The organism is Reyranella sp., from assembly GCF_017305915.1.
Lineage (GTDB): Bacteria > Pseudomonadota > Alphaproteobacteria > Reyranellales > Reyranellaceae > Reyranella.
The window spans coordinates 50,325-73,909 of sequence record NZ_JAFKJN010000006.1 but is presented as its reverse complement, the minus strand read 5'-3'; the positions used below and the strand labels follow the sequence as shown (position 1 = coordinate 73,909).

General features: G+C 67.1%; 28 protein-coding genes. 19 read left to right on the top strand and 9 right to left on the bottom strand.

Annotated elements, in window-relative coordinates:
• Both J0J01_RS02400 and J0J01_RS02395 read right to left on the bottom strand, forming a co-directional pair.
• Positions 1-876 carry a TauD/TfdA family dioxygenase gene (locus J0J01_RS02400; RefSeq protein WP_296378553.1) on the bottom strand — a complete coding sequence of 292 codons (876 nt, stop codon included), beginning with the start codon at positions 874-876 and terminating at the stop codon, positions 1-3.
• 14 nt (positions 877-890) lie between these two features.
• Complete coding sequence (locus J0J01_RS02395) at positions 891-2,117, bottom strand: serine hydrolase domain-containing protein (RefSeq protein ID WP_296378552.1); 1,227 nt, start codon at positions 2,115-2,117, stop codon at positions 891-893.
• A gap of 89 nt (positions 2,118-2,206) precedes the next feature.
• On the opposite strand from J0J01_RS02395, the gene J0J01_RS02390 reads away from it, so the two are divergent.
• Both J0J01_RS02390 and J0J01_RS02385 read left to right on the top strand, forming a co-directional pair.
• Entirely contained in the window at positions 2,207-3,106 is a 900-nt protein-coding gene (locus tag J0J01_RS02390) for an SDR family NAD(P)-dependent oxidoreductase (protein ID WP_296378551.1), read from the top strand.
• A 132-nt stretch (positions 3,107-3,238) separates the two neighbouring features.
• Entirely contained in the window at positions 3,239-4,216 is a 978-nt protein-coding gene (locus J0J01_RS02385; RefSeq protein ID WP_296378550.1) for a tripartite tricarboxylate transporter substrate binding protein, read from the top strand.
• Here the strand turns inward: J0J01_RS02385 and J0J01_RS02380 are convergent.
• The 4 genes from J0J01_RS02380 to J0J01_RS02365 all read right to left on the bottom strand — a co-directional run bounded on the left by J0J01_RS02380 (position 4,213) and on the right by J0J01_RS02365 (position 7,896).
• Entirely contained in the window at positions 4,213-5,013 is an 801-nt protein-coding gene (locus J0J01_RS02380; RefSeq protein WP_296378549.1) for a dienelactone hydrolase family protein, read from the bottom strand. The genes J0J01_RS02385 and J0J01_RS02380 overlap by 4 nt on opposite strands.
• Positions 5,014-5,055: 42 nt before the next feature.
• The gene (locus J0J01_RS02375) at positions 5,056-5,730 is read right to left on the bottom strand and encodes a lectin (protein WP_296378548.1); all 675 of its coding nucleotides are present in this window, start codon (positions 5,728-5,730) and stop codon (positions 5,056-5,058) included.
• A 233-nt stretch (positions 5,731-5,963) separates the two neighbouring features.
• Positions 5,964-6,326, bottom strand: coding sequence for an SPW repeat protein (locus J0J01_RS02370; RefSeq protein WP_296378547.1), 363 nt, complete (start codon positions 6,324-6,326; stop codon positions 5,964-5,966).
• A 151-nt stretch (positions 6,327-6,477) separates the two neighbouring features.
• Entirely contained in the window at positions 6,478-7,896 is a 1,419-nt protein-coding gene (locus J0J01_RS02365; RefSeq protein ID WP_296378546.1) for an amidase, read from the bottom strand.
• Positions 7,897-7,985: 89 nt separating this feature from the next.
• Between J0J01_RS02365 and J0J01_RS02360 the strand changes: the two genes are divergently transcribed.
• Genes J0J01_RS02360 through J0J01_RS02350 form a run of 3 tightly spaced genes read left to right on the top strand, consistent with a single transcriptional unit; the run spans position 7,986 to position 9,558 of the window.
• Positions 7,986-8,282 (top strand): hypothetical protein, encoded by a 297-nt coding sequence (locus tag J0J01_RS02360; RefSeq protein WP_296378545.1) that lies wholly within the window; start codon positions 7,986-7,988, stop codon positions 8,280-8,282.
• Positions 8,283-8,328: 46 nt separating this feature from the next.
• The gene (locus tag J0J01_RS02355) at positions 8,329-9,216 is read left to right on the top strand and encodes an MBL fold metallo-hydrolase (RefSeq protein ID WP_296378544.1); all 888 of its coding nucleotides are present in this window, start codon (positions 8,329-8,331) and stop codon (positions 9,214-9,216) included.
• Between the two features lie 15 nt (positions 9,217-9,231).
• Positions 9,232-9,558, top strand: a complete 327-nt coding sequence (locus tag J0J01_RS02350) for an NIPSNAP family protein (protein WP_296378543.1) — start codon at positions 9,232-9,234, stop codon at positions 9,556-9,558.
• Between the two features lie 3 nt (positions 9,559-9,561).
• Here the strand turns inward: J0J01_RS02350 and J0J01_RS02345 are convergent, their stop codons facing one another.
• Positions 9,562-10,536, bottom strand: coding sequence for a tripartite tricarboxylate transporter substrate binding protein (locus J0J01_RS02345; protein WP_296378542.1), 975 nt, complete (start codon positions 10,534-10,536; stop codon positions 9,562-9,564).
• A 20-nt stretch (positions 10,537-10,556) separates the two neighbouring features.
• On the opposite strand from J0J01_RS02345, the gene J0J01_RS02340 reads away from it, so the two are divergent.
• The 4 genes from J0J01_RS02340 (at position 10,557) to J0J01_RS02325 (ending at position 14,587) form a co-directional block, all read left to right on the top strand.
• Positions 10,557-11,366, top strand: coding sequence for an alpha/beta hydrolase (locus J0J01_RS02340; RefSeq protein WP_296378541.1), 810 nt, complete (start codon positions 10,557-10,559; stop codon positions 11,364-11,366).
• A gap of 38 nt (positions 11,367-11,404) precedes the next feature.
• Complete coding sequence (locus J0J01_RS02335; protein ID WP_296378540.1) at positions 11,405-12,772, top strand: ABC transporter substrate-binding protein; 1,368 nt, start codon at positions 11,405-11,407, stop codon at positions 12,770-12,772.
• Positions 12,773-12,855: 83 nt separating this feature from the next.
• Entirely contained in the window at positions 12,856-13,722 is an 867-nt protein-coding gene (locus tag J0J01_RS02330; RefSeq protein WP_365735825.1) for a sugar ABC transporter permease, read from the top strand.
• 10 nt (positions 13,723-13,732) lie between these two features.
• Positions 13,733-14,587 (top strand): carbohydrate ABC transporter permease, encoded by an 855-nt coding sequence (locus tag J0J01_RS02325; RefSeq protein ID WP_296378538.1) that lies wholly within the window; start codon positions 13,733-13,735, stop codon positions 14,585-14,587.
• A gap of 73 nt (positions 14,588-14,660) precedes the next feature.
• Here J0J01_RS02325 and ubiG read toward each other — a convergent pair whose 3' ends face one another.
• Positions 14,661-15,404, bottom strand: a complete 744-nt coding sequence (ubiG, locus tag J0J01_RS02320) for a bifunctional 2-polyprenyl-6-hydroxyphenol methylase/3-demethylubiquinol 3-O-methyltransferase UbiG (RefSeq protein WP_296378537.1) — start codon at positions 15,402-15,404, stop codon at positions 14,661-14,663.
• Between the two features lie 63 nt (positions 15,405-15,467).
• Between ubiG and J0J01_RS02315 the strand changes: the two genes are divergently transcribed.
• The 10 genes from J0J01_RS02315 (at position 15,468) to pqqE (ending at position 22,304) form a co-directional block, all read left to right on the top strand.
• Entirely contained in the window at positions 15,468-15,797 is a 330-nt protein-coding gene (locus J0J01_RS02315) for a metalloregulator ArsR/SmtB family transcription factor (protein ID WP_296378536.1), read from the top strand.
• Positions 15,794-16,186, top strand: a complete 393-nt coding sequence (locus tag J0J01_RS02310; protein WP_296378535.1) for a DCC1-like thiol-disulfide oxidoreductase family protein — start codon at positions 15,794-15,796, stop codon at positions 16,184-16,186. The genes J0J01_RS02315 and J0J01_RS02310 overlap by 4 nt, the downstream gene beginning before the upstream one ends.
• Before the next feature lie 152 nt (positions 16,187-16,338).
• Positions 16,339-16,992, top strand: a complete 654-nt coding sequence (locus tag J0J01_RS02305) for a 2OG-Fe(II) oxygenase family protein (RefSeq protein ID WP_365735693.1) — start codon at positions 16,339-16,341, stop codon at positions 16,990-16,992.
• 144 nt (positions 16,993-17,136) lie between these two features.
• The gene (locus J0J01_RS02300; RefSeq protein WP_296378533.1) at positions 17,137-18,396 is read left to right on the top strand and encodes a PQQ-dependent sugar dehydrogenase; all 1,260 of its coding nucleotides are present in this window, start codon (positions 17,137-17,139) and stop codon (positions 18,394-18,396) included.
• A gap of 63 nt (positions 18,397-18,459) precedes the next feature.
• Positions 18,460-19,062 (top strand): c-type cytochrome, encoded by a 603-nt coding sequence (locus J0J01_RS02295; protein WP_296378532.1) that lies wholly within the window; start codon positions 18,460-18,462, stop codon positions 19,060-19,062.
• A gap of 54 nt (positions 19,063-19,116) precedes the next feature.
• Entirely contained in the window at positions 19,117-19,200 is an 84-nt protein-coding gene (gene pqqA / locus J0J01_RS02290; RefSeq protein WP_296378792.1) for a pyrroloquinoline quinone precursor peptide PqqA, read from the top strand.
• 61 nt (positions 19,201-19,261) lie between these two features.
• Complete coding sequence (gene pqqB / locus J0J01_RS02285) at positions 19,262-20,197, top strand: pyrroloquinoline quinone biosynthesis protein PqqB (RefSeq protein WP_296378531.1); 936 nt, start codon at positions 19,262-19,264, stop codon at positions 20,195-20,197.
• Positions 20,194-20,925 (top strand): pyrroloquinoline-quinone synthase PqqC, encoded by a 732-nt coding sequence (pqqC, locus tag J0J01_RS02280; RefSeq protein ID WP_296378530.1) that lies wholly within the window; start codon positions 20,194-20,196, stop codon positions 20,923-20,925. The genes pqqB and pqqC overlap by 4 nt, the downstream gene beginning before the upstream one ends.
• A gap of 25 nt (positions 20,926-20,950) precedes the next feature.
• Positions 20,951-21,232 (top strand): pyrroloquinoline quinone biosynthesis peptide chaperone PqqD, encoded by a 282-nt coding sequence (gene pqqD / locus J0J01_RS02275; RefSeq protein WP_296378791.1) that lies wholly within the window; start codon positions 20,951-20,953, stop codon positions 21,230-21,232.
• Positions 21,219-22,304 carry a pyrroloquinoline quinone biosynthesis protein PqqE gene (pqqE, locus tag J0J01_RS02270; RefSeq protein ID WP_296378529.1) on the top strand — a complete coding sequence of 362 codons (1,086 nt, stop codon included), beginning with the start codon at positions 21,219-21,221 and terminating at the stop codon, positions 22,302-22,304. The genes pqqD and pqqE overlap by 14 nt, the downstream gene beginning before the upstream one ends.
• Positions 22,305-22,449: 145 nt before the next feature.
• Here the strand turns inward: pqqE and J0J01_RS02265 are convergent, their stop codons facing one another.
• Positions 22,450-23,577: an alpha/beta fold hydrolase gene (locus tag J0J01_RS02265; RefSeq protein WP_296378528.1), complete on the bottom strand. Its 1,128-nt coding sequence runs from the start codon at positions 23,575-23,577 to the stop codon at positions 22,450-22,452.
• Positions 23,578-23,585: the final 8 nt, after the last annotated feature.

The following is a 23,585-nucleotide window of genomic DNA, read 5'->3' as shown; positions in this document are numbered from 1 at the left end:
CTATTGCGGCACGGTCATCTCGTCGCCGCCAATGGTCGTACGCTGCATGAAACGCTTGTACTTGACGGGATCGTAGAAGGTGGCGCGGTGGACGACGGCGCGGTTGTCCCAGACGATGACGTCGCCCTCGCGCCAGGCATGGCTCAGCCGGAACTCGGGCTGGTCGGCGCGCCACATCACCTCGTGCAGCAGCGCCTTCCCGGTCGCCTCCGGCCAGTCGACGATGTGGCCGGCATGGGCGCCGGCATAGAGCGCGCGCCGGCCGTTCACCGGATTGTCGCGGAACAGCCGCTGCTTGACCGGCGGCAGCTCCTTCAGCGTCTTGTCGCTCAGGATGCCTTTCTGCACTCTATCGCGCGAATGGCCGAGCGAATGCTCGGCGATCAGCGGATAGAGCGTCGACTGCAGCGCCGGCGGCAGCGAGTCCCAGGCCGCACGCATGCACAGGAACTCGGTGTTGCCGCCCTCCGGCGGGCAGACGCGCGCGGTCAGAATCGAGCACAGCGACGGGATGCGCTTGAACGAGGAGTCGGAGTGCCAGAAGTAGTTGGCCTTCTGGTAAATCATGCGCATGTCGTCCGGCGGGATCGGCTCGCCGGTCATGATGTCGAGGTTCGACTGGCGCTGGAACTTGGTGCCGGCGGCGGGGTTGGCGCTGCCGGTGGTCTCGAGCGGGCCGAAATACTCGCTGAACCGGACCTGCATCTCGTCGTCCATGTGCTGGTCGCGGAACAGCAGGACCGAATGCTCCTCGAAGGCGGCGCGGATCGGCCCGAACTCGCGCGGGCTCAAGGGCCGCGTGATGTCGATGCCCTCGACCTCCGCGCCGAACAGCGGATGGAGCCTGGTGACCTTGGTCGGACCGGTGTTGCGCATGACGCCTCCCGCGTTCAGTCGACGATCGCCTGATAAGCGAGCACCCGCAGTTCGCGGCGGATCGGGTAGGTCGTGGACGGCATGAGCTGGGTCAGCATCACCACCGCCATATCCTCCGTCGGATCGCACCAGAACGTGGTCGAGGCCGCGCCGCCCCAGGAATACTCGCCTCGCGTGCCCACGATGTGCGCCTTGGCGGGATCGAGGGTGACCGAGAAACCCAGCCCGAAGCCGATGCCCTCGGCGGTGGACTCCGACCAGCGCGGCGTGCCCATGTCGGCCATGTCGCCCTTCAGGTGATTCATGGTCATCAGCTCGACCGTCTTGCGGCCGAGCAGGCGCACGCCGTCGAGCTGGCCCTTGTTGAGCATGAACTTGCAGAAGCGCAGATAGTCCGACGCGGTCGAGACCAGTCCGCCGCCGCCGGAATTGACCGTGCGCGGCTTGAGGTAGCGGCTCTTGGTCGGGTCGTCGATCACCTCGAGCTTGCCGCCGGCACCGGCCTGGTAGTTGGCGGAGAAGCGGTCGTGCTTCGAGTCGGGCACGAAGAAATCCGTGTCGACCATGCCGAGCGGCTTGATCACCTTCTCGACCAGGTACTTCTCGAACGGCTGGCCGGAGATCACCTCGACCAGGTAGCCCAGCACGTCGGTCGAGACCGAGTAGTTCCACGCCTTGCCGGGCTGGGCGATCAGCGGGAAGGTCGCGAGCTTCTCGACGAGCTCCTTCAGGCTGGTCGTCGCGGTCTGGAAGTCGACGCCGCTCTTCGAGCGATAGAGCGCGTCGACCGGCGTCGCCTCCATGAAGCCGTAAGTCAGGCCCGAGGTGTGGCTGAGCAGGTCGCGGAAGGTGATGTCGCGCTCGGCCGGGACGGTCTCGAGCTTGCCGCGGCTGCCGCCGACACAGACGCGCTGGTTGGCGAAGGCCGGGATGAACTTCGAGATCGGGTTGTCGAGCTGGAAGCGGCCTTCCTCGTACAGCATCATGATCGCCGTCGAGGTCAGCGGCTTGGTCATCGAATAGATGCGGTAGATCGTGTCGGGCCGCACCGGCTTGTTGCGCTCGACGTCGGCCTTGCCGTAGGTCTCGGCGAAGGCGAGCTCGCCCTTGCGCATGACGGCCACCAGAAGGCCCGGCAGCTTGCCGCTGTCGACCCAGCCCTTCATCCAGCCGGAGATGCGCGCGAGCCGCGCTGCGGAAAGGCCGACCTGTTCGGGGCTGACGAGCGGCAGGGTATCCATGGCGATCCTCCCAATGGGAAACCATAAAGGTCGTCGCTAGACTAGCGCAGCAAGGACCATTCCAGACACGCAAAAGACGGGAGGGAGCAATGGCAAGATTGTGTGAGGGCCGGGTGGCGATCGTCACCGGAGGCGCCCGCGGCGTCGGCCGGGAGCATTGCCTGATGCTCGCCGAGCATGGCGCTAAAGTTGTCGTGAACGATCTGGGCGGCGATCGCGCCGGCAAGGGCAACGATGTCGGCCCGGCGCAGCAGGTCGTGAACGAGATCAAGGCCAAGGGCGGCGAAGCCGCGGCCAATGGCGACGACGTTTCCGACTGGAATGGCGCCAAGCGCATGATCGACCAGGCGATTCAGACCTTCGGCAAGCTCGATGCCGTTGTCCTGAACGCCGGCATCCTGCGCGATCGCATGCTCGTGAACATGACCGAGGACGAATGGGACGCCGTGATCAAGGTGCACCTCAAGGGCACCTTCGCGCCGGCCCGCCATGCCGCCGCCTACTGGCGCGACAAGGCCAAGGAGACCGGCGGCCCGGTCGATGCCCGCATCGTCACCACGACCTCGGTGTCGGGCATCTACGGCAACATCGGCCAGACCAACTACGGCGCCGCGAAGGCCGGCATCGCCTCGTTCACCGTGATCGCGGCGCGCGAGCTCGGCCGCTACGGCATCACCGTTAACTCGATCTCGCCCTCGGCCTTCACCCGCATGACCGAGGACCTGCGCAACTACACCGAAGAGGACAAGGAGACGCGCAGCCCGAAGTGGATCGCGCCGGTCGCGACCTGGCTGGTCAGCGAGGAGAGCCGCGAGATCACCGGCCGCGTCTTCCAGGCCGGCAATGGCCAGTTCGCCGTCGCCGAGGGCTGGCACAAGGGACCGGAGGCCAAGCCGATCCTCGATCCGCGCCAGGCCGGCAAGATCCTGATGGAGCTCGCCAAGAAGGCGCGCAAGAACGCCGGCATGAACGGCCTCGATCTCGACTGACCATCTCCTCCCCCGTCATACGGGGGAGGCAGGGAGGGGGAGAGCTCCGGCACTGCGGCCTTCCCCCTCCTGTATCCTCCCCCGTCATACGGGGGAGGAGATGAGAAGAAAAGCGAGTTAGGGAGTTTCACGATGACCAAGATCACACGCCGTTTGGTTCTGGCGGCAAGCGCCGCTGCCTCGTTCGTGCCTGCGGCCGCACGCGCTCAATCCGCGTGGCCTGCCAAGCCGATCCGCTGGGTGGTGCCGTACACCGCGGGCGGCTTCACGGACGTCTCGACGCGGCTGACGGTCGAGAAGATCAGCCTCGGCCAGCCGTTCGTGGTCGACAACAAGCCGGGCGCCAACTCGCTGATCGGCGCCGAGGCGGTCGCGAAGTCGGCGCCCGACGGCTACACCTTCCTGACGGTGATCGCCGCGCACGCGGCCAACAAGACGCTCTACGCCGGCAAGCTCGCCTTCGATCCGGAGTCGAGCTTCGCGGCCGTGTCGCTGGTCGGCATCGCGCCCTTGATCCTGACCGTGTCCAACACCCTGCCGGTCAAGAATGTCGGCGAGCTGATCGCCTACGCCAAAGCCAACCCGGGCAAGATCTCGTTCGGCTCGTCGGGCGTCGGCGCCGCCGCGCACCTCACCAGCGAGCTGATCAAGCAGGTCGCCGGCATCCAGATGGAGCACGTGCCGTACAAGGGCACGGCGCCGGCGCTGGCCGACCTGGTCTCGGGCAACATCCAGATGCTGATCGACGCGCCGATCGGCGTCATGGCGCATGTCCGCTCGGGCAAGGTCCGGGCGCTCTGCATGCTGTCGAAAGAGCGCGTGCCCGGCGCCGACGAGGTGCCGACCATCGTCGAGGCGGGCGGCCCGCTGATCGAATCGTCGAGCTGGTCGATGTTCCTCGCGCCCGCCGGCACGCCCAAGGACATCGTCGAGCGCATGTCGGCCGAGGTCGCCAAGGCGATGAAGAACGAGGACCTGCGCAAGCGCTTCGCCGAGCTCGCGGTCATTCCAGGCGGCTACACGCCGGCCGACACCGCGAAGTTCCTAGCCGAGGAAGTCGAGAAGTGGCGCAAGGTGATCGTGACCGCCAACGTCAAGGTCGACGCCTAACGGCCGAAAGCCTGGCGCAGCAGTGCCGCGGTCTCGGCCCAGGCGGAGCGGGCGGCGGCCTCGTTGTACTCGAGCTGCTCGCCGTAGAAGCGGCGCGATTCGAGCGGCAGGTTGAAGGCGTGATGCGCCTCGGGATAGACGACCAGCCGCATCGCTGCGCCGAGGCCCGTGCGCTGCGCCATCATCCGCTCGCAGGACCGCGGCGGCGCCCAGGCGTCGAGCGCACCGGTCAGGATCACGGTCGGCACCGATACCGAGAGCTTCTCGGGACAGTAGGGATAGTAGGCGACAGCGGCGGCGAACCGCCGGTCGAACAACCGCTCGGGTCCGTCGAACTCGACGGCCGAGAGCGCGACGTTGGCGCCGAAGGCGTAGCCGACGATGGCGATGTGCTCGGGATCGATGAACGGCAGGCTCGCCAACTGCGTCAGCGCGCCGTACGCATCCATCACGCCGTCGACCGAGGCGCCGCCGCCGGTGCAGCCGCCGTCGGCGATGCCGCGCGCGGTAAAATTATCGAGCGCCAGCACGGCATAGCCGAGCGCGATGTAGCGCGCGGCGTCGGCCTGCTCGATGCGCGCCGGCAGGCGGCCGCTGCAGGGATGAAGGAGGATCACTGCCGGGAAAGGACCTTTGCCCGGCGGGCGGTAGAGCTCGGCGCTGAGCGGCACGCTCGCCTGCTCGGCGATGGTGTCGCCGGCCTTGGCGAGCCGCAGTTGCAACGGCGTCGGCGGCCAGGTGGCGCTGCGGAAGTGGATGGTTTCCGCGGCCGCCGCGGTCGTGAGGATCGGCGTCATGAGGAGGGCTGTGAGCCACGCTCTCATGACGTCGACCTTAAATCAGTTGGCGGCGAAGCAGTAGAGCAGGCCGGCACCGCCCGTCGCCACCAGCGAGGCCGCATCGCACGCTCGTGACGGGTGCGAGGAGTTCCACGACTTCGAGGCGTCGTCGTCGCGCAGGCCCATGCGGTCGGCATGGCCGACCATGGCGTTGCCTTCGCCCGACTTCGTCCAGTTGCCGCAGGTCATGTCCTTGTCCGGCGGGAAGGCGGTGCCGTCGGGCTTCGAGCCGGTCAGGATGTCGTGCTGGTTCACGGTGTAGAGCCGCGACGGGATCAGCCGGCCGTTCTCGGAAACCAAGGTCTCTGCGGCGATCTTGTTGCCGGGCCCATGGAGATCGTCGACGCTTGCGGCGATCTGCACGCCCGTGGCGTTGACCCACGGTCCCTTGCCGATGCGGTCCTTGGCGTTGACTGCGGTCGCGCCGCCCACCGCCTGGGTGCTGAGATAGGCGCGCCAGGTCTTGGCGCCGGCGCCGGCCTTCTCGGCCAGCGTCTGGCAGTGCTTGTCGGCGCCGTCGAGGCCGCCGAAGTTGGCGCCGCTCGGCCCGCCGGTGCTGGTGATGAAGAAGGTCATGTTGGGGAATTGCGGCGGCTGCTGCTGGGCTTGCGACCCGGTGATGGTCGCAAGCGCTGCGGCGCCGACGATGAGCCCGATGACGTGATGGCGTTTCATGACGTGCTCCCTAGCCTTTTAGCAGGGCTAGTGAAGCCGCCGCGGCCGAGCCGGCCAAGTCACAACGCCGTGGAAATCAGTTGATGTTGTCGCCGGCCTTGGCGAGTCGCAGTTGCAACGGCGGCCAAGTGGCGCTGCGGAAACGGATGGCTGCCGCAGCCGCCACGGCCGTGAGGATCGGCGTCATGAACAGGGCAGCGGCCCCTCGTTGATGACGCCGATATCAGTTGCCTTCAGGCCGCCACCCGGCCTTTGGGCTCGGCAAAGGCCGCCCACAGCGCCAGGCCGCCGACCAGCACGCCCGTCACGATCTGGTTCCACATCACGGCGACATGCCCCTCCTGGCCGAGCAGGAACGGCGAGGCGATCAGCCAGGCGCCGAACGCCACGTTGATCCACTCCTCCCAGCGATGAAACGCGACCAGGGTCGCAGCGGCCGCGACCACCACGATGATGCCGACGATGTAGGCGTTCCACGCCGCCGTCGTATCCGCGAGATAGCCCAGCGCCCAGGGCGAGATGATAAGCCAAAGGCCGAGGATCAGATTGATCACATCGCGCCAGTGCTGCTTCAGCGTGTCGTTGAAATTGCTCATGTCAACCTCCGTTGCCCGGCGGTCGCCCGGCATGAAGGGAGGTGTCTTGCCCCAGCCGTCCCTTCTCGTCGAAGCGACAACCACGCAAAACGATGCGGGCTCCCGGATACCGGTTGCCCAACGGAAGACTTAGTCAGCCGGCGGTCGGGTTTCAAGCCGAAGACTGGAGCCCGGCCAGGGTTTTCAGAACCCGCTCCTGCGGCCAACTCCAGCCGCAGGCGCTTTCGTAGGCCCGCATCGCCTGCAGCACGCGATGGTCGGCGCGCGGCGGGCCGACGATCTGCAGGCCGACCGGCAGCCCGGCCTGCGTCAGGCCGGCCGGCATCGAGGCCGCCGGCGCGCCGGTCAGGTTGAACGGCAGGGTGTAGGGCGCGCCCTTGGTCCAGCGCGGGAAGGCGTCGGAGTTGTAGAGCGTGTCGACCGGCGGCGCCGCGGTCGGCGTCACCGGCGCCAGCAGCAGGTCGTAGGTCTGGTGCCACAGCGCCATGTCGCGCGCGAGCTTGGACTTGGCCTCATAGGCGCGGGCGTAGTCGGCCAGGGTGACGGAAAGACCTTGCTCCGCCAGCGCCCTGAACCCGGGGTCGAGCTTGCCGTGGAGCTGCGTCGGGATCTGCCGCAGGCGCACGCCGAAGCTGCCGCTCCACAGCGCCTCGAACGGCTCCTTCAACGGCGCGATCAGCGGCCCGACGTCCTCGACATGCGCGCCGAGCGCCTCGAAACGGCGCGCCGCCGCCTCGACCAGGGCGCGGACCTCGGGGTCGGCTTTGACATGGCCGAAGTCGAGGCTGAGGCCCAGTCGCCAGCCACGCACGCCGCCGTCGAGGCCGATCGTGTAGTCGCGATCCTCGGCCGGAAGCGAGCGCCAGTCGCGCGGGTCGGGGCCGGCCATCGCGTTCAGTGCCAGCGCGGTGTCGAGCACGCTGCGTGCCAGCACGCCCTGGCTGATCACGTCGGCGAACGGCGAGTCGGCCGGATATTGCGGGATGCGGCCGTAGGACGGCTTCAAGCCAACCAGGCCGGTATGGGCGGCGGGGATGCGGATCGAGCCGCCGCCGTCGTTGCCGTGGTTGAACGGATTGACGCCGGCCGCTGTCATCGACGAGGCGCCGCCCGACGAGCCGCCGGGTGAATGGTTGGGATTCCACGGGCTGCGCGTAGTGCCTTGTAGGGGCGAATCGGTCAGTGCCTTCCAGCCGAACTCGGGCGTCGTGCTCTTGCCGATGAAGACCATGCCGGCGGCGCGCAGCCGCGCGGTGACGGCGGCATCCTCGGCGGCTGGCGTCTCGTCGGTGGCGTGCGATCCGTAGCGCGTCGGCCAACCCTTTACCGCCGTCGTGTCCTTGATCGAGGTCGGCACGCCGTCGAGCGGCGATAGCGGCTCGTGCTTGCGCCAGCGCGCCGCGGCCGCGCGGGCAGCCGCCAAAGCGCCGTCGCGGTCGATCAAAACCATGAAATTGAACAGCGGCTGCAAGCGTTCTGCGCGCTGCAGCGCCTGCTCGACGGCCTCGACGGGAGAAGTTGTGCCGCGGGCGAAGGCGCGGCCGAGTTCTGATGCGGAGGTCCAGCACATATCTTTAGACATGCATGTTCGTTCGTTTCGTGATCGATTCACTTGAGACAGAGTGAGCGCCTGGGGTCAATCAAGGAGCGTTGCGTATCGTGGAAACCGTCGCTGCCGTTGTTGCATGCGGTGTCGCGCTGGTGCTGGGCGTGATCGCGGGACTGCGCATTCCGATCGGCCAGCCGTGGATCGTCTTGATCGGGCTGGTGCTGGGCGAAGTGGTCGCCGCCGTCTACCTGGGCCTCGCGAACTGGGCGGCCCGGATGTGGAACGGCCTGCTCGATCCGCGCGCCGTCGGCGTGCATTTCATGGTCCTGATCGTGGCGGCAGGGCTCAGCGGCGCGATCGGCGCCTGGTTCGGCTATCGAAAAGCCATGCGGGGCGGCCTGTTCTGAGGCCGGGCGTGCCCTTAGACTTCGCCCAAAGCAGAAGGGGAAACGCATGGTCGAGGTGAAGCTCGGCGCCGCCACGGCGACGCGCATCGAGGAAAGCTACGAGCCCAACTTCGACGCCAAGGTGTTCTTTCCCGACTGGAGCGCGGACGTGGTGCGCGAGCATGGCGCCTGGATGTCGCCCAACCACTACGACGCGGCGTCGGGTTGGCTGAAGCTCAGCATTCATAGCTGGCTGCTGCGGCTCGGCGGCAAGACCATCCTGATCGACACCTGCGTCGGCAATCACAAGCCGCGCAAGCACCGGCCGAAGTGGGACATGATGAACACGCCCTATCTCGACCGGTTGAAGGCGGCGGGCGTGACGCCCGACCAGGTCGACATGGTGATGTGCACCCACCTGCATGTCGACCACGTCGGCTGGAACACGCGGCTGGAGAACGGCCGCTGGGTGCCGACCTTCAAGAATGCGAAGTACGTCTGGAGCCAGGAGGACTTCGACTTCTACAAGCAGCTCGATTCGGATCCGCAGAAGGGACCGGCCAACGGCGGCTCGTTCCGCGATTCGGTGCTGCCCGTGGTCGATGCCGGCAAGGCGCAGATGGTGACGGGCGGCGCCGAGATCGAGGACGGTCTGAAGGTCACGCCGGCGGCCGGGCACACGCCCGGCACGGTGCGCATCGAGCTCGACTCGCAGGGCAAGAAGGCGCTGTTCTGCGGCGACATCCTGCACCACGCGGTGCAGGTCTATCATCCGGAGTGGAACAGCTTCGCCTGTCTCGACCAGGACAATGCGCGCAAGAGCCGGCGCGCGGCGATCGAGCATTGCGCCGGCACCGGCGCGATGCTGCTGCCCTGCCACTTCGGCGCGCCGTTCCACTGCCACATCGATCACAAGGGCGCGGGCTTCGCGCCACGTTTCGCCGCCAACTTCTAAGAAGGGGAGAGAGACATGATCTACGAAATGCGCGTCTATCGCTGCGTGCCGGGCCGTCTGCCGGCGCTGCTCAACCGCTTCGCCAACATCACGCTCAAGATCTGGGAGCGGCACGGCATCAAGCAGGCCGGCTTCTTCACCACCGTGATCGGCGAGTCCAACCAGGAGCTCACCTACTTCCTGCAATGGGACTCGCTGGCCGACCGGGAGAAGAAGTGGAACGCCTTCCAGGCCGATCCCGAGTGGCACGCCAAGCGTGCCGAGACCGAGAAGGACGGCGCTATCGTCACCAACGTCGAGGTGCAGATCCTGCAGCCGACCGCGTTCTCGTCGGTCAAATAAGGTCTATTCGGCCTTCAGGCCTGCGTCCTTGGCGACCTTGGCCCACTTGGCCATGTCGCCGGCGACGTAGGCTGCGAACGCTGCGGGCGTACCGAACTGCGGATCGGCGCCTAAATCGGCGAACTTCTTCGCCACCCCGGGCGAGCGGACGGTCGCGGCGGCGGCGGCGTGCAGCTTGTCGACCAAGGGTTGCGGCGCGCCGATCGGCAGGAAGATGCCGTAGGAGATCGCCGCCTCGTAGCCGGCCAGGCCCGACTCGGCGATGGTCGGGATGTCGGGCGCGGCGGCCGAGCGCTTCTCGCCGGTCTGGCCCAACGCGCGCAGCTTGCCCGCTTTCACGTGCGGCAGCGCCGTCGACAGGCCGCCGAAATAGATGTCGACCAGGCTCGCCATCAGGTCGGCCATCGCCGGTCCGCCGCCTTTGTACGGCACGTGGACGATGTCGGCCTTGCCCAGCGACTTGAACAGCTCGAGCGCGAGGTGCGTGGCGCCGCCGGCGCCGGCCGAGGCGCCGTTCAGCTTGCCCGGCTTGGCGCGCGCCATGTCGAGCAGCTCGGCGACGTTCCGGGCCGGCAGGTCGGGCCGCACCACCAGCAGCATGGGATTGATGCCGACCGGCGCCACCGCCGCGAAATCGGTGCGGATGTCGTAGGGCAGCGCCTTGTTGAGCGCCGCGGCCACCGTGGTCGAGCCGTTCGACGCCAGCATGAAGACGCTGCCGTCGGCCGGCGCCTTGGCGACCGAGGCGCAGGCGATCTCGCCGTTGGCGCCGGCGCGGTTCTCGACCACGACGTTGCGGCCCAGCCGCTCGCCGATGCCGGGCGCGACCAGGCGGGTCAGCAGGTCGTTCGGCCCGCCGGGCGGGAAGCCGACGACGAAGCGCAACGGACGGTCGGGGAAATCGGCGGTCTGCGCACGGCCGACGAACGGCGTCGCGACGGTTCCGCAGAGTAGGGCGCGGCGGGTGAGGCGGGTCATCGGACCAAGTATGGTGGGTTATGGCATTGGTGCAAACGACCGACGGGCCGCTTCACTGCGAAGCGATCGAGCAAGCCGCGCCGTGGAATGCGCGCGGCTTGCCGATTCTTTTTCACCACGGCATCGGCAGCAGCAGCGCGCTGTGGCGCGGCTGGTATCCGGCGCTGATCGACCGCTATCCGCTGGCGGCGTTCGACATGCGCGGCTGTGGCCGCTCGCACAGCCCCGGGCCGGATTTCAAGTGGTCGCTCGAGCGCATGGTCGACGATCTGTTTGCCGTCGCGGACGCCGCCGGCCTGACGCGATTCCATCTGGTCGGCGAATCGATCGGCGGCACGATCGCCCTGGCGGCGACGATCGCGCGGCCCGACCGCATTGCGACACTCACCGTCAGCAACGGCGCCCATCTCGGCGCCACCATCGGCCGGGTGCATGCCTGGAAGCAGCAGCTCGCCGAGGGCGGCTCGGCCGGCTGGTCGAAGGCCTTCATGGCCGACCGCTTCCATGACGATGCGCTGACGCCGGAGCGCCGGCAGTGGTTCGAGGCGGAGCAGGCGCGATGGACGCCCGACGCGATCCTTAATGCGCTCGGCGTGCTGATTGGCGCCGATCTCACACCGCGACTGAAGGAAATCGAGTGCCCCACTCTGCTCTTGCATCCCGACGGGAGTCCGTTCATTCCGGTGCCCGTCATGGCTGAGTTGCACCGGTTGCTGGGCAATGCCGAGCTCAACGTGATCGGGCATTCGCGGCACGGCCTGCCGTTCTCGCATGCGTCACAGTGCGCGGCGCTGCTGCGGACTTTCCTCGACTCGCGCGGGGCCGCCTGATACATAAAGTTGTCAGACAACTATAGAGTGGGGAAACGATGAGACGGATTCTGGCCGGTGCCGCCGCGCTGGCGGTCGCCTTTTCCGCCGTCCCGGGCATGGCCCAGGACAAGCTCACGGTGTGGTGGGTCAAGGGCTTCTACAAGTCCGAGGACGACGCGCTGTACGCGGCGATCAAGAAGTACGAGCAGAAGACCGGCACCAAGATCGAGCTGTCGCAGTACGCCGTGCAGGACATGAACGCGAAGTCGGTGGCCGCGCTCGACGCCGGCACCGTGCCCGACATCGCCTATTCCGACACCTACGACGTGCAGACTGCCGGCAAGTGGGCGTTCGACGGCAAGCTCGAGGACCTCTCCGACGTCCTGGTGCCGATGAAGGACCGCTTCGAGGCGGTCGCGCTGTCGACCGCCAACCTCTACAGCGACAAGGCCAAGAAGAAGGCCTACTACGCCTTCCCGATCAAGCAGCAGACGCTGCACATCCAGTACTGGAAGGACATGCTGGGCCAGGCGGGCTTCAAGGAGTCCGACATCCCGGGCACCTGGAAGGAGTACTGGTCGTTCTGGTGCGACAAGGTGCAGCCCGGCATCCGCAAGGCGACCGGCCAGCGCCTGTTCGGCACCGGCTTCCCGATGGGCGTGGAGTCGACCGACTCCTTCCAGTCGTTCCTGAGCTGGGTCGACGCCTACAACGTCAAGCTGGTCGACGACAACGGCAAGCTGCTGGTCAACGACCCGGCCGTGAAGACGGGCCTGGTGTCGGCGCTGACCGACTACACCCAGCCCTACCTCAAGGGCTGCACGCCGCCCTCGTCGACGACCTGGAAGGACCCCGACAACAACGTCGCCTTCCACAACAAGACGACGGTGATGACGCACAACTACACGATCTCGATCGCCGCCAAGTGGCTCGACGACGCCAACAACGAGACGCTGACCGCCGAGCAGCGCGCCGCCGGCCGCAAGGCCTACGACGAGCTGATCGCGACCGCGGGCTTCCCCAAGAAGCCGGACGGCTCGCCGATGGTCTATCGCACCGCGGTGAAGGTCGGCGTGATCTTCGAGGCGTCGAAGCAGAAGGCCAAGGCCAAGGACTTCCTGAAGTTCCTGATGGAGGAGGACAACCTCCGCCCCTACGTCGAGGGTGCGCTCGGCCGCTGGTTCCCGGTGACCAAGGCTAGCCAGGAGTCGCCGTTCTGGCAGGCCGACAAGCATCGCAAGGCCGTGTACGACCAGTTCAAGGCCGGCACGACGCCGTTCGAGTTCACCAAGAACTACAAGTTCACCATCCTCAACAACGAGAATGCGTGGGCCAAGGCGATGAACCGGGTGGTCAACGAGAAGGTGCCGGTCGACAAGGCCGTGGACGAGCTGATCGCCCGCATCAAGGAAGTGGCCGGCTGATAAGAGCTTTCCTCCCCTTCGCGGAGTCCGCGAAGGGGAGGAAAGCCCGGTTGGAGTAGTGTGCAACTGTGACCACCACCACGATCGACTCGAACACCCGCCGGGACTCCCGGCGGGCCGGCTTTGGCTTCGCCCTCTCCGAGAAACAGGTGTGGGGGCTGCTATTCGTCGCGCCGTACCTCGCGATCTTCGTGGGCTTCGTGGTCTTCCCGGTGGGCTATGCCTTCTGGCTGGCGCGCAGCCCGCAGCTCTATGTCGACCTCTACAACGACCCGGTCTTCCTGCGCACCGCGGTCAACACGCTGGTGTTCCTGATCGTCGCCATCAACGTGAAGATGGCGATCGCGCTGTTCCTCTCCGGTTTCTTCACCCACAAGCGCTGGTGGGTGAAGATCCTGGCGGTGCTGTTCGTGCTGCCTTGGGCGGTGCCGTCGATCCCGACCATCATCTCGGTCCGCTTCATGCTCAATCCCGAGTGGGGCGTGATCAACCAGCTGATCTTCCAGCTCACCGCCGAGGACGGCCCCAACTGGCTGAACGACCCGACCTTGGCGCTGTCGCTGTCGATGGTCGTGCACATCTGGAAGTCGCTGCCGTTCTGGACCCTGATCCTGCTGGCCGGCCGCCTCGCCATCCCGCACGAGCTCTACGAGGCCGCCTCGGTCGACGGCGCCGGCGCCTGGCACCGCTTCGCCTACATCACCTGGCCGTCGATCAGCACGCTGTACGTGACCTGCACGCTGCTCTCGATGATCTTCACGGTCGGCGACTTCAACAGCGTCTATCTGCTCACGGGCGGCGGCCCGGCCGACCTGACGCACGTGCTGGCGACGCTCGGCATCCGCTATCTGCGGCTCGACCAGGTCGGCATGGCGATGGCCTCGATCGTCTGCTGCCTGCCGCTCATCCTGCCGCTGGTCTATTTCATGATGAAGCGGTTGTCTCGATGAATGGGTTGCGATGACTAGGCGCAAGCTCTTCCGCGAGGTCAGCGCCGAGGCGGGCCTGCTGCTGATCGGCATCCCCGTCCTGCTATGGACGATGATCCCGATCTACCACATGTTCCTGTTCGCGATTTCGCCCAAGGACGCGGCGTTCTCCGGCCAGCTCTGGCCGGCCCATCCGACCGTGCGCAACTTCGAGATCGTGTTCGGCCAGAAGCACCACTTTCTCTATAACTTCTGGCTGCAGATGTGGAACTCGCTGGCGATCTCCTGCGCCACCGCGGTCCTCACCCTGATGGTCGCCTCGGCCGCCGCCTTCGCCATCTCGCGCTTGCGCATGAAGGGCGGCCGGCTGGTCATGAACCTGGCCCTGTTCACCTACTTCATCCCCGCCGCCTTCCTGGCGGTGCCCATGTACAAGACCATGGGCATGTACGGGCTGTTGAACAACGACTGGGCCCTGATCCTCGCGATGGTGACCGTCGCGTCGCCCTACGCCATCTGGATCCTGCGCCAGGCCTCGGACAAGCTGCCGGTCGAGCTCGACGAGGCGGCGCTGATCGACGGCGCCTCGCCGTTCCAGCTCTTCCGCATGGTCTACCTGCCGCTGATGGTGCCGTCGCTGATCGCCGTCGGCACCTACGCGCTGCTGCTCGCCTGGAACGAATACCTCTACGCCTTCCTGCTGCTGTCGCGCGAGACGGCGATCACCCTGCCGGTGGCGCTGGGCAACTTCCTCTCGGCCGACGATTCGCCCTGGGAGCTGCTGATGACGGCGGGCTTCATCTACGCCCTGCCGCCGGCGGCGATCTACTACGCCTTCCGCCGGTACATGTCCTCGGGACTCACCGCCGGCGCGGTTAAAGGCTAGAGCACATTCCGTCCGGCTGGAATCAGCCGGACGGAATGTGCCTGCCGCAACAGGCATCCCGGTGCGCGCGTTTCTAGGACCTCTGGTGGAATTGCAGGTAGGTGGCGCTGTCGTCGCCGCTGATCGCCCACCGCCGTGTCATCGGGTTGAACGCGACGCCGCAGCGCTCCAGCACCGTGAACCCGTGCCGCCGCAGGCCGACATCGAGTTCCTGCGGCGTGACGAACTTCCGCCAATCGTGGGTTCCGGTCGGCAACCAGCGCAGGACGTATTCCGCGCCGACAATCGCTTTCACGAAGGAACGGAAGGTGCGATTGAGCGTGCCGATCACGAGAACCCCGCCCGGTGCGACCAGGCGGGCCAGGGCGTCGAGAAACGCCGGTAGATCGCCGACGTGCTCGACCACTTCGAGCGACAGCACCACGTCGAACGCGCCGCTCCGGTCGGCAAGCTCCTCGGGCAGGGCATGGCGATATTCCACGGCAGCTCCGGTGGACCGGGCGTGCCGCTCGGCGACCAGCACGTTGCGCTCGGCCGCATCGATGCCGATCACCGCCGCCCCCGTCCGGGAGAGAGGCTCCGACACCAGGCCCGCGCCGCAACCGACGTCGATCACCCTCAGGTCCGCCAAGGGGCGTCGCAGCAGGACGGGCAGGCGCTCGACGAGGTGCGCCACGCGGACGCGATTGAAGGCGTGGACGACCTTGAACGCGCCGTCCGGCCTCCACCATTCCTCCGCGAGCGCATCGAAGCGCGCAACCTCGGCCGCGTCGGCGGTGCCCGGTCTCGCGGCCTTCCGGACGTCCTTGCCCAGCATCGGAAAATCGTATAATTAATTAGTTATATAGGCAAGGAGAGTTCCGATGCGCGCGGAAGGGCGATGACGGTCGACAAGGTCTTCGAGGCGCTGTCGTCGGCGCCGCGCCGGCGAATCCTCGCCTATCTGTCGAGGACCGACATGACCGCCGGCGAGATCGTCCAGCGCTTTGCCGAGATGATGTCGCAGCCGGCGATCTCGAAGCATCTGTCGATCCTCGAGAACGCGGGCGTGGTGTGGCGGGAGAAGCGGGGACAGAACGTCCACTACGGGCTGAAGGAGGACGCGCTCACCGGCACGCTCGTGCACTTCCTCGCGGAGGTGTGCCCGCGGTCCCGCCCGTTCCGCAAGGACAGTGAAGCCGTCGCCCGACGCAAGAAGGGGCAGTCGTGAAAAGCCCCGAAGCGGGTTCGAAGCTCACGGTCTGGTACAATACCAAATGCCCGGTCTGCGCTGCGGGCATCGAATGGCAGCGCAGCCGGCTCGTCCGCGCCGCCAGGGCCGGGGCGATCGAGTTCCGCGACATCGCTCTCGAGCCCGACGCGCTGTCGCGCTTCGGCGCCGACATCGAGGACGTGCGGCGCCGGCTGCATGGCGTAGACGCCGCGGGCCGGCTGCATGTCGGCGCCGATTGCGCCATGGCCATCTGGCTGAGAACGCCCGGGGACGTGTGGCTTGGACGGACGATCGGCTTGCCGGTGATCCGTCAGATTGCCCGCCTTGCCTATGATCGGTTCGCCGATGTGCTCTACGCCTGGAATCGCCGGAAGGGGCGTTGGTAAGGCTGTCAAAGGCTGACATCCAGACACACGCTTTCGTGATTGTTTGCTGCCACGCTTCCACGTTCGTGTGACACGCGCGGTCATCAACCTGCCATGCGAACTTTGCACAGGTCATGGTCCCGTCGGTGCCGTAGCGTGCCCGCCGCTTATGAATGCCGCTTATGAATAATGTGCCTGAAGTAGTGCCGTTGTTTGCGACCCCGCTCGTCGTGTTCGAACTTCCGGACGCGGCCGCGCTCAATGTCGAATTGCGCCGCGCCATCGAGGAGCGGATGAAGACTCATCCCAGCACCCACAGGTCGAACATGGGCGGCTGGCAGTCGAGCTGGGACATGGATCGCTGGGGCGGCACGGCCGCGATCAAGCTGCTCGCCTATGCGCGCAACGTCGCCAACCGGTTGACGACCGACCAGGAAGGGAACGTCGGCAAGGGTCCTTACCCCGGCCACTTCGCCGTGACCTGGATCGGCAACATGTGGGCGAACGTCAACCGCTCCGGCAACGCCAACGAGTACCATTCCCATCCCGGCTCCTACTGGTCCGGGACCTACTACGTCGACGATGGCGGCATCGACGCCGATCCGTCGCTGGGCGGCGAGCTCGAGTTCCTCGACCCGCGCGGTTCGGTGCCGCTGATGAACGCGCCGCATCTGCGCATCGCCGGCAACCTGTCGGCCGGCTCGACCGAGCGCATCCGTCCGAAGGCCGGCAAGATGGTGATGTTCCCGTCCTGGGTCTTCCACCAGGTGCGGCCCTACTACGGCAACGCCGAGCGCATCTCGATCGCCTTCAACCTGACCGTTTAGCGCTGCGTGAGCGCATAGCTGATGCAGTCAGCGCTATAGTCGCTTGACCGATTCGGTAGGAGGCATAGCCTTCTCGTCCGACAGTAAACGCGCCGACAACAATACAATCCATGCGTCTCCTGTCCGTCACAGGAGGAGACACCCATGAGAAGGCAAGAAGCAGTCAAAGCGTGCCTTGTCGGTGCGATCGCGGCGGCGTTCGGCTGCGGCGCGCTCACGGTGCAGGCGCAAGACCTCAAGAAGTACGAATCGAACAACAAGAATTTCTGGCTCAATCCGCCGGCCGACTGGTTCCTGGGCGACGAGACGGCGGAGCAGAAGGGCCTCGCACCCAACCCCGGCCAGCCGCTGCCGTCGTCGCAAGCCGACCTCGAGAAGATGCTGGCCAACGTCAAGCTGCCGCCAGGCTTCAAGATCAAGGTGTGGGCGCAAGGTGTGCCGCAAGCGCGCCAGATGGCGTTCGGCGCCAAGGGCACGCTGTTCGTCGGCACCTTCGACAAGGGCACGGTGAGCGCCGTCATCGACGAGGGCGGCAAGAAGGTCGCGAAACCCTTCGTCACCGGCCTGCGCATGCCGACCGGCGTCGCCTTCCAGAACAATGCGCTCTACGTCAGCGACATCGACAAGCTGTACAAGTACGACAACCCCGAGGCCGACCTCAGCAAGGCGCCGGAAGGCAAGGTCGTCTACGACGACTTCCCGCCCTATGTGCCGCACGGCTGGAAGTACATCGTTCCGGACGGCAAGGGCTGGTTCTACATGGCCGTCGGCGTGCCCTGTAACATCTGCCTGCCGCCGACCAGCACCGCGCAGTATCGCCGGATCAATCCGGCCGACGGCACGGCCGAGCTGGTGGCGCTCGGCCAGCGCAACAGCGTCGGCGGCGACGTCGATCCGCGCACCGGCGACCTGTGGTTCACCGAGAACGCCCGCGACTGGCTGAGCGACGACATGCCGAGCGACAAGCTCAACCATGTCTCGCGGCGCGGCGAGCATTTCGGCTATCCGTACTGCCACCAGGGCGACACGCCGGATCCGAAGTTCGCGATGGGCCACAAGTGCTCGGAGTTCACGGCGCCGGTGGTCAAGCTCGGCCCGCACGTCGCGCCGCTGGGCATGAAGTTCTATACCGGCAACCAGTTCCCGGCCGAGTACAAGAACGGCATCTTCATCGCCGAGCACGGCTCGTGGAACCGCCACAAGAAGACTGGTTACCGCATCGTCTTCATCTCGGTCGGTCCCGACGGCAAGAACCCCAAGGAGACGGTGTTCGCCCAGGGCGGCTTCCTCGACGGCGAGAAGATCGTCGGCCGGCCGGCCGACATCCTGGTGGCGCCCGACGGCTCGCTGCTGGTCGCCGACGACCAGACCGGCGCGATCTACCAGATCAGCTACTCGAAGTAGCCGGTCCGTTAACCCGCCCGCGGGAACCCCGCGGGCGGCGTTCAATCCTTCCAGTAGAGCACCATGCCCGCCAAAGCGCGTTTCCTGTTTGCGGCGATGATTGCCGTTGTCCTGCCCTGGGCCCTGCCGTCCGCCGCCCGGGCAGCCGATCCGCCGGCCGGCATCAAGTCCGTCCTCCAGACCTGCGTGGCCTGCCACGGCTCGAAGGGCATCTCGCCGATGGTGGGTTCGCCGTCGCTGGCCGGCCAGCCCAACATCTTCACCCAGTACCAGCTCGTCTTCATGCGCGACGGCGGGCGCAAGCCGGGCGTCATGTCGGCCGTGGTCAAGACCCTGACCGACGACCATATCCGCGAGCTCGGCGCCTACTACGAATCGCTGGCCCCGCCGCCGCCTGCCAAGACCGGGCCGGCGGTCGAGGAGGCCAAGGCCATGGCGCTGATCAAGCCGCGCCATTGCGACAACTGCCACAAGGAGGACTTCTCCGGGCAGGGCGAGACCGCACGGCTGGCCGGGCAGCGCGCCGACTATCTCGTGAAGTCGATGAAGGACTTCCGCGGCGCCGAACGGCGCGGTCGCGGGCTGGGCGCCATGATGGAGGTCTCAGCCACGCTGAAGGACGAGGACATCCAGACCATCGCCGCTTATCTGGCCCGTAAGCCTTGACACCTACGGTTGTTCATCCGCATCCTCATCGATCCTTTTCGGAGGAGAAGGCCAATGGCTTGGAAGAAACCACGGATCGTCGAGATCGCCGTCGGCATGGAGATCAACTCCTACGCCTGCGCCGACCTCAAGAAATAAGCCTCTCGAAAGGCTGCATTCCGGCCCTCTCTGCGGCTCTATCCATCGATAGGGGGCCGCGGTGAGGGCCGTTGTGCTGGGGGCCGCTGCCGGCGGCGGCTTTCCCCAGTGGAACTCCAACGCCGAAGCCTGCCGTCGCGCCCGCGCCGGCGATCCCGGTGCGCCGCACCGCACCCAGGCGTCGCTGGCGGTGAGCGGCGACGGCGAGCGCTGGTTCCTGATCAACGCCTCGCCCGACCTGCGCGAGCAGATCCAGGCGCAGGCGATCCTCCATCCCAAGCGCAACCTGCGGTCATCGCCGATCGAAGGCGTGATCCTCACGGGCGCCGATGTCGATGCGATCGCGGGGCTCCTGCACATGCGCGAACGCCAGGCCTTCACCCTCTACGGCAGCGACCGCGTGCTGGGCGTGTTGAAGACCAACCCGATCTTCAACGTGCTCTCCGGCGAGTGCGTGCGCCGCGAGATGGTGCCGCTCGGCCAGCCGTTCGAGCCGCGCCATGTCGATGGCAGCGGCTGCGGGCTTTCGATCGAGCTGTTCGACGTGCCGGGCAAGGTCGCGCTCTATCTCGAGACCGGCTCGTCGCCGCAGGAGCTGGCCGGCAAGGCAGGCGACACGGTCGGGGTCGAGATCCGCCCCATGGACGACAAGGCGGCCAAGCGCCTGATCTACGTACCCGGCTGCGCGGCGATGACCGACGGCCTGAAGCGGCGCCTGGCCGGCGCCTCGATCGTGCTGTTCGACGGCACGCTGTGGCGCGACGACGAGATGGTGCGTGCCGGCCTCGGTCCCAAGACCGGCCAGCGCATGGGGCACATGAGCGTCAGCGGCCCCGACGGCACGGTCGCGGCCTTTCGCGACATCCCGGTCGCGCGCAAGATCCTGGTGCACATCAACAACTCCAACCCGATCCTGCTCGACGATTCGGTCGAGCGCCGCGCGCTCGACGAGGAAGGATGGGAGGTCGCCTATGACGGCATGGAGGTTACGCCATGAATGATCGCCTCCGCACGCCCGACGAATTGGAGGGCGAGCTGCGCGCGATCGGCGCGGTGCGCTACCACCACCTGCATCCGTTCCACGCGCTGCTGCACGGCGGCAAATTGACGAAGCCGCAGGTCCAGGCCTGGGCGCTCAATCGCTACTATTATCAGGTGATGATCCCCATCAAGGACGCGCACGCCCTGACCAAGCTGCCGACCTCCGAGCTGCGCCGCGAATGGCGCCGCCGCATCATCGACCATGACGGCGACCGCGAGGGCACCGGCGGCATCGAGCGCTGGCTGAAGCTCGCCGAGGGCGTCGGGCTCGACCGTACCTACGTGGCATCGACCGAGGGCATCCTGCCGGGCACTCGCTTCGCCGTCGAAGCCTATGTGAACTTCGTGCGCGACAAGCCGATCCTCGAGGGCATCGCCTCGTCGCTGACCGAGATGTTCTCGCCCGGCATCATCGCCGACCGCGTGCAGGGCATGCTGGCGAACTACGATTTCGTCACCGAGGAGACGCTGGCCTACTTCACGCCGCGGCTCACCCAGGCGCCGCAGGACGTCGACTTCGCGCTGCGCTACGTCAAGGCCGAGGCGAAGACGCGCGCCGACCAGGAGAAGGTTCTGGCCGCGCTGCGCTTCAAGTGCGACGTGCTGTGGACGCAGCTCGATGCGCTCTATCTCGCCTATGTCGAGCCGGGCCTGATCCCGCCCGGCGCTTTCGTCCCAAAGTAATGGGGCCGAAATGACCGAGCGCCTCATGGTCGGCAGCGCGAGCACCCTGAAGCTCGCGCCGCACATCGTCTTCCGCTTCGACGAGACGCGGCAGCGCTGGATCATGATGGCGCCCGAGCGGCTGATGCTGCCCGACGAGCAGGCGGTCGAGATCCTGAAGCTGGTCGACGGCAGGGCGAGCGTTGCCGCCATCGTCGACACGCTGGCGGCCCGTTTCAACGCCCCGCGCGAGGAGATTGCGGGCGACGTCGCCGAGATGCTGCAGGACCTCGCGGACAAGGGATGCCTTGCCGATGCCGGCCGTTGACCCGCCGCTCGCCCTGCTCGCGGAGCTGACGCATCGCTGTCCGCTCGCCTGCCCCTATTGCTCCAACCCGGTCGAGCTCGAGCGCGCGTCGGGTGAGCTCGGCGGCGAGGAGTGGCAGCGCGTGCTGCGCGAGGCGGCGGCGCTCGGCGTCCTGCAGGTCCATTTCTCGGGCGGCGAGCCGATGGTGCGGCGCGAGCTTCGGACGCTGATCGCCGAGGCGGCGTCGCACGGCCTCTACAGCAACCTCATCACCTCGGGCGCGCTGGGCGGCGAGCGCGAGATCGCAGCCTTCGCCGAAGCCGGCCTGCGCCACGTGCAGCTCAGCTTCCAGGACCACGAAGCGGCCAACGCCGATCGCATCGCCGGTCTGGCCGGCGCGTTCGAGCGCAAGCTGAAGTTCGCCGCCGCCGTGCGCGCTGCTGGCCTGCCGCTTACGCTGAACATGGTCGTGCACCGCCAGAATCTCGACGGCATCGCCGAGATGATCGACATGGCGCAAGCGCTGGGCGCACGCCGGGTCGAGATCGCGCATGTGCAGTACTACGCCTGGGCGCTCGAGAACCGCGCCGCGCTGCTGCCGAGCCGCGCGCAACTCGATGAAGCGACGCGGATCGTCGAGGCGGCGCGCGAGCGGCTCAGGGGCGTGCTGGCGATCGACTATGTCGTGCCCGACTACTACGGCGTGCGACCGAAGGGCTGCATGAACGGTTGGGGCCGGCAGTTCCTGAATGTCATGCCGTCCGGCACCGTCGTGCCCTGCCACGCCGCCGAGACCATCCCCGACCTCTCCTTCCCGTCGGTGCGCAAGCAGAGCCTCGCCGACATCTGGTACCGCTCGGATGCCTTCGACCGCTTTCGCGGCACCGACTGGATGCCCGAACCCTGCCGAGGATGCGACCGGCGCGAGATCGACTGGGGCGGCTGCCGCTGCCAGGCGCTGGCCCTGACCGGCGACGCCGCGCGTACCGATCCGGTCTGCGCGCTGTCCCCCGACCACACGCTGGTCGAGGCGGCTCTCGGCGAGGCGGCTGCCGCGGCGCCCCAGCCCTTCGTCTACCGTCAGTTCCGTTGAGAAACTGATATCATTGATATCAATGATATCAGGGGGTGGCCGGATTTCCGGACGAATCGCCAGAAAGCCTTATGGCATCGGCATCGGATGTGTCCGGCCATCGGCCGGATTCGCGCCCGGACGCGTCCGGACGCGGCCGGACGGTCTAGCTGCGCTTCTCCAGCCCGGCCATGAAGGTCGTGAGCCGCGGCGCCCACTTGGCGGCGTCGAGGCCGGAGGCCGAGTGGCCGAAGTCGCTGTCGATCTCGTAGTAGTCGGCGGTGACGCCGGCCTTCTTGAGCTTGGCCATCACGCCGGGCGCGATCGAGGGCGGGAAGAGCTTGTCGGTGCGCGACAGCACGTACAGGACCTTGGCCTTGATCTTCGCCAGGTCCTTCTCGGCGTCGAAGCGCACGCTCGCCTTGCGCAGGGTCACCAGCGAATTGCCGTCGAACACCTTCGACCAGGTCTCGGCGCGCTTCTTGATCTCGGCCTCGCGCACGGCCTTGTCGGGGAACTGCGCGGCGAGCTGTTGGTCGATGCCGTAGCGCTTCAGGGTGGCGATGCGCATGTCGGTCAGCACCGCCTGGATGCCGCCGTTGTCGTAGTACCGGCCGCCGTTCCAGTGGGGATCCTTGGCGAGCTGGTCGACCAGCGACGCCACCGCCGCCTCGCCACCCGAGCCCTTGGGCGCGCTGACCACCGCGACCAGCCCGTCCATGAACGTCGGATAGGCGACGCCCCACTGGAAGGTCTGGTAGCCGCCGAACGACGGCCCGGCGACCGCGACCAGGTGCTTGACGCCGAGGCTGTCGAGCAGCGCCTTCTGCGCGCCGACGATGTCGACCAGCGTGATGTCGGGGAAGTCGGGGCCCCAGGGCTTGCCGGTCGCCGGGTTCTTGAAGGCCGGGCTGGTCGAGCCGTAGGACGAGCCCAGCATGTTGGACGACACGACGAACAGCCGGTCGGTGTCGATCGCCTTGCCCGGGCCGACCAGCCCGTCCCACGAGCCCTCGGCGCCGTTGGCGATGGTGAGGCCGGCCATGTGATGGCTCGAGGTGAAGCCGTGCGTCAGCAGCACCGCGTTGCGGCCGTCCGGCGCCAGCTTGCCGTAGGTCTCGTAGGCGAGGGTCATTTCCGGCAGCACGGCGCCGCCCTGCAGCTTGAAGTCCCTGGCGACGAACTTCCTTGTCTCGACGATGCCGACCGAGCCTTCGGCGCGGGCCGTTCGGGTGGCGAGGGGAAGCACGGCGAGCGAAGCGACGACCGGACGACGCGACAGCGGACTGCTCATGGGGGCTC

Coding starts and splice junctions, on each gene's coding strand:
- J0J01_RS02370 (WP_296378547.1), bottom strand. CDS start 6,326: ATGAGCAATTTCAACGACACGCTGAAGCAGCACTGGCGCGATGTGATC.
- ubiG (WP_296378537.1), bottom strand. CDS start 15,404: ATGCTGGGCAAGGACGTCCGGAAGGCCGCGAGACCGGGCACCGCCGAC.
- pqqC (WP_296378530.1), top strand. CDS start 20,194: ATGAATGATCGCCTCCGCACGCCCGACGAATTGGAGGGCGAGCTGCGC.
- J0J01_RS02335 (WP_296378540.1), top strand. CDS start 11,405: ATGAGACGGATTCTGGCCGGTGCCGCCGCGCTGGCGGTCGCCTTTTCC.
- J0J01_RS02390 (WP_296378551.1), top strand. CDS start 2,207: ATGGCAAGATTGTGTGAGGGCCGGGTGGCGATCGTCACCGGAGGCGCC.
- J0J01_RS02325 (WP_296378538.1), top strand. CDS start 13,733: ATGACTAGGCGCAAGCTCTTCCGCGAGGTCAGCGCCGAGGCGGGCCTG.
- J0J01_RS02375 (WP_296378548.1), bottom strand. CDS start 5,730: ATGAAACGCCATCACGTCATCGGGCTCATCGTCGGCGCCGCAGCGCTT.
- J0J01_RS02365 (WP_296378546.1), bottom strand. CDS start 7,896: ATGTGCTGGACCTCCGCATCAGAACTCGGCCGCGCCTTCGCCCGCGGC.
- J0J01_RS02345 (WP_296378542.1), bottom strand. CDS start 10,536: ATGACCCGCCTCACCCGCCGCGCCCTACTCTGCGGAACCGTCGCGACG.
- J0J01_RS02385 (WP_296378550.1), top strand. CDS start 3,239: ATGACCAAGATCACACGCCGTTTGGTTCTGGCGGCAAGCGCCGCTGCC.
- J0J01_RS02300 (WP_296378533.1), top strand. CDS start 17,137: ATGAGAAGGCAAGAAGCAGTCAAAGCGTGCCTTGTCGGTGCGATCGCG.
- J0J01_RS02380 (WP_296378549.1), bottom strand. CDS start 5,013: ATGACGCCGATCCTCACGACCGCGGCGGCCGCGGAAACCATCCACTTC.
- pqqA (WP_296378792.1), top strand. CDS start 19,117: ATGGCTTGGAAGAAACCACGGATCGTCGAGATCGCCGTCGGCATGGAG.
- J0J01_RS02400 (WP_296378553.1), bottom strand. CDS start 876: ATGCGCAACACCGGTCCGACCAAGGTCACCAGGCTCCATCCGCTGTTC.
- J0J01_RS02340 (WP_296378541.1), top strand. CDS start 10,557: ATGGCATTGGTGCAAACGACCGACGGGCCGCTTCACTGCGAAGCGATC.
- J0J01_RS02355 (WP_296378544.1), top strand. CDS start 8,329: ATGGTCGAGGTGAAGCTCGGCGCCGCCACGGCGACGCGCATCGAGGAA.
- J0J01_RS02395 (WP_296378552.1), bottom strand. CDS start 2,117: ATGGATACCCTGCCGCTCGTCAGCCCCGAACAGGTCGGCCTTTCCGCA.
- J0J01_RS02315 (WP_296378536.1), top strand. CDS start 15,468: ATGACGGTCGACAAGGTCTTCGAGGCGCTGTCGTCGGCGCCGCGCCGG.
- pqqE (WP_296378529.1), top strand. CDS start 21,219: ATGCCGGCCGTTGACCCGCCGCTCGCCCTGCTCGCGGAGCTGACGCAT.
- J0J01_RS02265 (WP_296378528.1), bottom strand. CDS start 23,577: ATGAGCAGTCCGCTGTCGCGTCGTCCGGTCGTCGCTTCGCTCGCCGTG.
- J0J01_RS02295 (WP_296378532.1), top strand. CDS start 18,460: ATGCCCGCCAAAGCGCGTTTCCTGTTTGCGGCGATGATTGCCGTTGTC.
- J0J01_RS02350 (WP_296378543.1), top strand. CDS start 9,232: ATGATCTACGAAATGCGCGTCTATCGCTGCGTGCCGGGCCGTCTGCCG.
- J0J01_RS02305 (WP_365735693.1), top strand. CDS start 16,339: ATGCCGCTTATGAATAATGTGCCTGAAGTAGTGCCGTTGTTTGCGACC.
- pqqD (WP_296378791.1), top strand. CDS start 20,951: ATGGTCGGCAGCGCGAGCACCCTGAAGCTCGCGCCGCACATCGTCTTC.